This is a genomic window from Pseudoxanthomonas putridarboris, from assembly GCF_038321125.1.
In the GTDB taxonomy this organism is placed as follows: Bacteria; Pseudomonadota; Gammaproteobacteria; order Xanthomonadales; family Xanthomonadaceae; genus Pseudoxanthomonas_A; species Pseudoxanthomonas_A putridarboris.
The window spans coordinates 926,812-934,487 of the sequence record NZ_JBBWWT010000001.1 but is presented as its reverse complement, the minus strand read 5'-3'; the positions used below and the strand labels follow the sequence as shown (position 1 = coordinate 934,487).

At 68.1% G+C, this 7,676-nt stretch carries 6 protein-coding genes; 3 read left to right on the top strand and 3 right to left on the bottom strand.

Features of this window, described 5'->3' with window-relative positions:
* Positions 1 to 813: 813 nt before the first annotated feature.
* Both AAD027_RS04050 and AAD027_RS04045 read right to left on the bottom strand, forming a co-directional pair.
* The gene (locus AAD027_RS04050) at positions 814 to 1,023 is read right to left on the bottom strand and encodes a hypothetical protein (RefSeq protein WP_341724717.1); all 210 of its coding nucleotides are present in this window, start codon (positions 1,021 to 1,023) and stop codon (positions 814 to 816) included.
* A gap of 8 nt (positions 1,024 to 1,031) precedes the next feature.
* Entirely contained in the window at positions 1,032 to 1,442 is a 411-nt protein-coding gene (locus tag AAD027_RS04045) for a transposase (protein WP_341724716.1), read from the bottom strand.
* Positions 1,443 to 1,686: 244 nt separating this feature from the next.
* Here AAD027_RS04045 and AAD027_RS04040 point away from each other — a divergent pair, with 244 nt between their 5' ends.
* Complete coding sequence (locus AAD027_RS04040) at positions 1,687 to 2,271, top strand: ECF-type sigma factor (RefSeq protein ID WP_341724715.1); 585 nt, start codon at positions 1,687 to 1,689, stop codon at positions 2,269 to 2,271.
* A 14-nt stretch (positions 2,272 to 2,285) separates the two neighbouring features.
* Positions 2,286 to 5,150, top strand: a complete 2,865-nt coding sequence (locus AAD027_RS04035) for a serine/threonine protein kinase (RefSeq protein WP_341724714.1) — start codon at positions 2,286 to 2,288, stop codon at positions 5,148 to 5,150.
* Between the two features lie 160 nt (positions 5,151 to 5,310).
* On the opposite strand, the gene AAD027_RS04030 is transcribed toward AAD027_RS04035, so the two are convergent.
* A complete protein-coding gene (locus tag AAD027_RS04030) occupies positions 5,311 to 6,060 on the bottom strand; it encodes a GntR family transcriptional regulator (RefSeq protein WP_341724713.1) in 750 nt (249 codons plus the stop codon).
* 137 nt (positions 6,061 to 6,197) lie between these two features.
* Here AAD027_RS04030 and zwf point away from each other — a divergent pair, with 137 nt between their 5' ends.
* Positions 6,198 to 7,676, top strand: coding sequence for a glucose-6-phosphate dehydrogenase (zwf, locus tag AAD027_RS04025; protein ID WP_341724712.1), 1,479 nt, complete (start codon positions 6,198 to 6,200; stop codon positions 7,674 to 7,676).

The window sequence follows — 7,676 nt, the reverse complement described above, 5'->3', positions numbered from 1 at the left end:
TCTTGTTTTGGGAGAGTAGCCGGCGCCGATCACCGCGCGGGGAGAGGCAACTCGTGGCAGAAGAACCGCCTACCGGCAACGCGAGACCCGCGCTTTTTGTAGGAGCGCCCCATGGGCGCGATGCGGTTGCCGGGGGCGGACGGGAGAGGCAGGAGCATCGCGCCCATGGGGCGCTCCTACGGGGTTTTCTTGTTTTGGGAGAGCAGCCGGCGCCGGTCACAGCACGGGAGAGGCAACTCGTGGCAGAAGAACCGTCCACGGGCAACGCGAGGCCCGCGCTTTTGTAGGAGCGCCCCATGGGCGCGATGCGGTTGCCGGGGGCGGACAGGAGAAGCAGGAGCACGCGCCCATGGAGCGCTCCTACGGTCGCGTGGCGCGATTGCGGGTGGGCGGACGGGAGAGGCATGCGCAACGCGGCGATGGGCGACGCTGCAAAAACGGGTATCCGGAATCCGGGTGGGCTGCCCACGAGCGCATCCCTCCCCCCCTGTCCCCCGACAAGGAAGGCGGGACGCACGCAGGCGCATCCCACGCCGGATCCGGATATCCGAAGAAAAAAGGGAGGGAGGCGTTGCACCTCCCTCCCCTTGCCGTGCCCTCTCGTTCGGGGCTTGCGGCGCGTCGCCATGGTTTCAGGGGTTATGGCGACGATGAACCGGACCCGGGGAAGGGGCTCGGTTCGACTGGCGCAAGCGGGGGAAGCGCCTGCGGTCAGTACGGTTGGATGCGCGCCCGCGCACCCTGAATGCTTTCCAGCTGGCCCGGCCGCCTCCCACCGGCCGGGCGCGCGCACGTCAGGTGGGTGCGGGATGCTCAGCCGGCCAGATCGACCGGATGCACTGCGTCGGGCAGGGCATCGAACGACCGCACCGCATGCCGGACCGCCTGAAGGCACACCTCGTGGAGCGAGCGGGTAAGGTGTTCGTCATGACTGTGCACGATGATGGTGATGTCGGCCTCGGTGTCCTGGTGGGTCTGCACGATGACGGCGCTGTGCCCAACGTTTCCCATGGTGTTTCTCATAGCGTTTCTCATGCTTCCCTCATCCCAAGTTGTGCGCCGGAGGCATGCGCCGCCAATACCTTCCGCCGCATGTCCCGCGCTATGCCCTTGTCCACATAGAGCTGGATCATCCGGCGCAATTCCTCCTTGGGGCCCCCTTCCTGCAGTGCCTCGACAACGGCATGCCACTGGTCGCCCCGCATCCAGCGGAGAAAACGGACGTAAACGCTGTGCCAGGGCCCGAACAGGGGCGGCAGATCCGACCAGCAGGCGCGGGTCTGCGCCACCCACAGGACGGCGTTCACGAAACGACGGGTGCTGCTGCCCCTCCGCGCGCGGGCGCCGGTACGCCCTCCGAGCGCCGCGGCGACGCGGACCCACTCTTCCGTGGTCATATGCTCGGTGACCAGCCACATATCCGACACCTTTTCCCCCGCCATCCTTCACTCCATCGCGACCCGGCCCCTGAACGATCCCCGGCACAGGATTGATTGACGAACATCACACATTTATTGCTTCATATGCCTTATGCCGAATGCCGAGAGCAAAACAGGACATGCCGTCCTGGCCGGATTCGACAAGCGCGGGCAATCGCCGCGACGCATCGGTTGTCCGTACCGGCAACCAGGTCACGCCAGACCCATAATTCCCAAGGGCGGTGTTTCATCTGCTAAGGGGGGATGAATGGACAGGTCCTATGAAACCGTGGAAGAAACCGCAGGCTCGATCACCCGGCTCCTGACCGACGCCAAGGCCGGACAGTCCGATGTATGGGACCGGATCTACACCGTGCTGTACCGCGACCTGCACGGGCTGGCGCGGTCGCAGATCTGGCGTGCGCCCCACCAGACGCTTTCGCCGACGGCGTTGATCAACGAGACCTGGATCAGGCTGGCCAAGGCCAATGTCAACGCCGAGAACCGGAGGCAGCTGATCGGCCTGATCATCTCCACGATGCGGTCGGTGCTGCTGGACGAGGCCAAGCGCAAGCTGGCCGACAAGCGGGGAGGAGGCGCGCAGGTGCTGTCGTTGTCCGACGGCTGGGACAGCGGCGAGGACTGCCGGCTCGAGCACCTGCTGGCGCTGGACACGGCGTTGAACGAGCTGCAGCGGACCATGCCGCGCCTGGCGCAGGTCGTGGAATGGCGCTACTTCGGCGGGCTGGCCGAAAACGAAATCGCAAAACTGCTGGACATCCATGTCCGCACCGTGCGGCGCGACTGGAATGCCGCGCGCCTGTTCCTGCTGGAACGGCTCGGCAGCGCGTAGGAGCGATCGCCGACATGGCCGAAGACCATCCCGACCGGCGAGCGATCTCATGGTTGCGCCGCCTCAGCGGGTTGCCCGTGTCCGCGCAGCGGGCGGCGCTGGCCGTGCTTGCCTTATGGAATCCGACGACCGCGGACAGGGCCCGGCGATTGCTGGCCTCCGATTCCGACCGCGGCAGCATCCTGGACCATCCTCCCCACCTGGTCGTCCTGTCCGCGGGAGACGCGCACCCGATGCCCGACACGGGCGCGGACGCGCGCATCGGGCGCAAGGTGGGGGCATGGCGCATCAAGCGCATCATCGGCAAGGGCGGCATGGGAACGGTCTACCTCGCCAGCCGCGACGACGGCACCTACGACCGCGATGTGGCGCTCAAGTACATCCGCAGCGAACTTGCCTCGCCGCAACTCCAGGCGGCGTTCCAGAAGGAACGTAACGCCCTGGCCGCGCTGAACCACCGCGACATCGTGCCCATCCTGGACGGCGGCCTGGACGACGATGGCGCGCCCTGGTTCGTGATGCCGCTGATCGACGGAGCGCCGATCGACGCGTGGTGCGACGGACACCAGCTTGCGATCCGGGACAGGATCGGCGTGTTCGTCCTGCTGTGCGATGCGCTGGCCTACGCGCACAAGCGCGGCGTGCTGCATCAGGACATCAAGGCCTCGGCCGTGCTGGTCACGGCGGACGGGCACCCCAAGCTGCTGGACTTCGGGCTGGCGGACATGACGCACGCCCGCGACGATCCGGCGCCGGACACGCAGGCCAGGCACCTGGCCTTCAGCGCCGACTATGCGGCGCCGGAGTTGCTCCGCGGCGGCGGGCCTTCCACCGCCATCGACATCCATGCCCTGGGCGTGCTGCTGTACCGCCTGATCTGCGGACGCTGGCCTTCGACCGCTTCTCCCCTGCACGCGTCGCTTTCGGCGGTGATCGAGAAGGAAGCGACGCCTCCCAGCCGGCTTGCCCTGCACCTGTCCGCCGCCGAAAGCGCGCATCGGGGCATGCCGACGGCCGAGGGTCTCGGCCGCCTGCTGTCCGGCGACCTGGACTGCATCGCGATGAAGTGCATCGCCCACGATCCCGAGGAACGCTATCCCACCGTGGACGCCTTGCGGGACGATCTGCAGCGTTGGCTGGAAAAGCGGCCCATCTCGCTGCGGACGCAAACCGGCTATCGGGCGAAGCGCTTCCTGCAACGCAACGCCGTGCCCGCGGGCGCGGCCAGCGCGATACTGGTGGCCGCCCTGGCGACGGGTGTCGCCGTGATGTGGCAGCAGGCGCAGGCCGCGCACGAGAGCGAGCTGTCCAGCCGCGTGGACCAGATATTCAGCCAAGCGCTGGGATCGGCGGCGCTGTCGCGCGCCGGCGACCTGCCGATGAGTTCTTCGCAGTTGCTCGATCGCACGGAGGCCAACGTCCGTCGCCATTCGGCCAAGGATTCGCCCGACGTGCTGGCGCGGGGGCTGTCGATCCTGGCCAGGAGCCAGGCCGACACGGGAAACTACGCGAAGGCGGAAGCGCTGGCGCTGGAATCCCGCCGCCTCGGCGACGACACGGCGCTGCAGTTCGCCTTCAACCAGGCCACCCTGGCGCGCCTGCACAACCTGCGCGCCGAGCATGCCAAGGCCGAGCAGGCGAGCCTGGTCGGACTGGACAGGCTGCGCTTCGGACTGAGCCGGCAGGATCGGCTGGCCGCGATCCAGTTGCGGATGCAACTGGCGATCGCGCAGTCCGGGAAGGGCAGGCCGCAGGAGGCGATGGCGTCGCTGAACGCCGCGATCCGGGACGCCGCCGCGCTGGATTCGCCGCCGGGCCGCCTGGCGCTGGCGCAGATGCTGATCCTGCGCGGGAGCTGGTACCGCCAGCGCCTGATGCTGTCGGCCTCCGAGCAGGACCTGACGCAGGCGATCACATACGCGGAGGGAATCGAACCGCGGATCGTGGACGACGCGCGGGAATCGCTGATGCGGACGGTGCGCGCGTCGAGGAAGCCGGGACGCGAGGCGCGGGCGCTGGCGATGGCCAACGACCTGCTGGAGAGCAGGCGGCAGACGCTGGGCGAGGATCATCCCGAAACCGGCGTGGCCTGGGGCGAACTGGCCTTCCTGCAGATGCACAACGAGAACACCGCGGACGCGGAGGCCTCCGTCCAGCGGGCCAGCGACATCCTGCTGGCGACCGTCGGCGACAGGCACCCCGCCTACGCCCGCATCCTGATGGCGCGTTCCCACCTGCTGACTTCCGCAGGCAAGCTGGAGGACGCCATCGCGCAGACGGAAATCGCGCTCGACATACTCCAGGACCGCTACGGCGACACGCACGAGCGCACGCTGGAGGCCCGGTTCCTGCTGGCGAGCCAGTACTGGTGGCGATCCAGCACCGATCCGGACGCATGGGAAATCGCCATCAGCACGATGGAATCCACCATCGACACCTACATCCGGAAGAACGGCGAGGTGTCCGCCACCCATCGCATGGCCTACGCCTCGATGCTTTCCGGCGCGGGCCGCATGCAGGAGGCCGAGCGCGAGATCAAGCAGGCCCGCCAGGACGCGACGCACCAATATGGCTCCGGCAGCCAGGAGATGCTGCACATCCGCCTGACGGAGTGCATGCTGCTGGTCGCCAACGGCACGGACGGCGCCCGTGTGGAAAGAGAACTCGACCAGCTCATCGAGGACGTGGGCCGGGTCGATTCCCTGTACGCCAGGGCGATCCTGGTGACCGCCTATCTCGAGAAGGCCAAATGGCTACGGCCGAACGACGTTATCGCCGCACGCGAGACCCTGCTGAAAGCACGCGATGTCGCCGTCAAGGCCAACCAACCCAGCTGGATCAGCGACCTCGATCAGCAATTGGAGCGACTGGAGCAATGATCCCGCCGGGGAGACGAATCCTTCCGCCCGATGCGCCGGTCGAGCCGGTGGAAGCGAGGATGCGGGTGTAGCCGAGGGGGTTCGCCGGCCGACGCGGCCGGACTTCAATGGCCAGCGAATGGACGCCTTCGGAGAGGCATCGGCCGGGCGGGGCCGTGGATCAGTCGCTCTGCAGTTCGGCGACGAAATCATAGGCATCGCCGCGGTAGTAGGAACGCGTGGATTCCACCACCCGGCCGTCGTCGAGGAAGGCGCGGCGTTCGACCAGCAGGCCGGGGCTGCCGACCGGCAGTTCCAGGTGCCGCGCCGCCTCTTCGTCCAGCGCCACGGCGCGCAGGCGTTGCAGGGCGCGCTTGGGGCGGTTGCCGTGCGCGTCCAGCGCTTCGTACAGGGACGTGGTGACGCTTTCCGGATCCGGCAGCAGTGCGTAAGGCACCAGCGTGCGCTCGATGGCGATGGGCGAACCGTCCACGTGGCGCAGGCGGTACATGCGCACCACGCCGCTGCCCGGCGAGAGGTTCAACGCCATCGACTCTTCCGGGGTCACTTCGCCGATGGTCCGCTCCAGGAACTTCACCTGCGGGTTGAGGCCGCGCTCGCGCAGGTCGTCGGTGAAGCTGGTCAGGCGCGAGAACTGGCGCAGGATGCGCTCGGCCACGAAGGTGCCGGCGCCCTGCCGCTGCACCAGCAGGCCGGTCTCGATCAGGCCGGCCAGGGCCTTGCGGATGGTCACCCGCGACAGGTCCAGCAGCTGGGCCAGGTCGCGTTCGCTGGGCAGGGCCTGGCCGGGCCGCAGCACGCCGGCGTCCATCAGGTTCTGCAGCGCGCGGCGCAGGCGCAGGTAGGCCACCGCGCGGGTGGACTCGCCGGTCTGCAGGCGCTGGTATTCCTCGAGCAGGTTGGTTTGCATGCCGGATAAGATACCAGTGCCGTACCAATATCGCAACAATCCTTTCACATGAAGGAAAACGACATGACCTGTTGGCATCTCGTGGTATGTCGGTGGTATTGTGGCCGCCACTTTCCATCTGCCTCAGCGAGACCGTCGTGACCGCGAAGACCTTGCCTGTCGACCCCTTCGACCTCGTCATTTTCGGCGGCACCGGCGACCTGGCCCTGCGCAAGCTGCTGCCGGGCCTGCTGCGCCGCTATGCCGACGGCCAGATTCCCGAAGACAGCCGCATCATCGGCGTGGCCCGCGACAAGCAGGGCGACGCCGACTACCAGGCCAGAGTGGGCGACGCGCTGGCGCGGGCCATCGGCAGCGACGAGGCGCTGAAGGCCAAGCTGCCGGCCTTCCTGGAGAAGCTGGGCTACGTGGCGCTGGACGCCACCCGCGACGACGGCTGGGACGACTTCGCCGCCCGCCTGCGGACCTCGGGCGAGCGCATCCGGGTGTTCTACCTGTCCACCAGCCCCACCCTGTTCGTCGCCATCTGCGACCGCCTGCGCGCGCACGGCCTGAACGCCGGCAGCGCCCGCGTGGTCATCGAAAAACCCATCGGCCACGATTCGGCCAGCGCGGCCGTGATCAACGACGCCGTGGGCAGCGCGTTCGCCGAAAGCCAGATCTTCCGCATCGACCATTACCTGGGCAAGGAGACGGTGCAGAACCTGCTGGCGCTGCGCTTCGCCAACATCCTGTTCGAGCCGTTGTGGAACGCCAGCCGCATCGACCACGTGCAGATCACCGTGGCCGAGACGGTCGGGCTGGAGAAGCGCGCCGGCTACTACGACACCTCCGGCGCGCTGCGCGACATGGTGCAGAACCACCTGCTGCAACTGCTGTGCATGGTGGCGATGGAGCCGCCGGCCGCGCTGCAGGCCGATGCCGTGCGCGACGAGAAGCTGAAGGTGCTGCGTTCGCTGCGCCCGATCACCGCCGAGGACGCCGCCCACCTCACCGTGCGCGGCCAGTACCGCGCCGGCGCTTCCGGCGGGGCGGCGGTGCCGGGCTACCTGGAGGAACTGGGCAGGCAGGATTCGCGCACCGAGACCTTCGTGGCGATCAAGGCCGAGGTGGACAACTGGCGCTGGGCCGGCGTGCCGTTCTACCTGCGCACCGGCAAGCGGCTGTCCGAGCGCGTGTCGGAGATCGTCATCGCCTTCAAGCAGATCCCGCACTCGATCTTCGAGGACAGCGCCGGCCCGGTGATGGGCAACAAGCTGGTGCTGCGACTGCAGCCGGACGAAGGCGTCAAGCTGTGGCTGATGATCAAGGACCCGGGCCCGGGCGGCCTGCGCCTGCAGCACGTGCCGCTGGACATGAGCTTCGCCGAGGCCTTCGGCGTGCACCAGCCGGAAGCCTACGAGCGCCTGCTGATGGACGTGGTGCGCGGCAACCAGACCCTGTTCATGCGCCGCGACGAGGTGGAAGCGGCATGGAAGTGGATCGACCCGATCCTGGCCGCGTGGGAGAACCTGCGCGAAGCGCCCAAGCCGTACACCGCCGGCTCCTGGGGCCCCAGCGCCGCGGTGGCGCTGGTCGAGCGCGACGGCCGCACCTGGCACGAAGACACCGTCTGA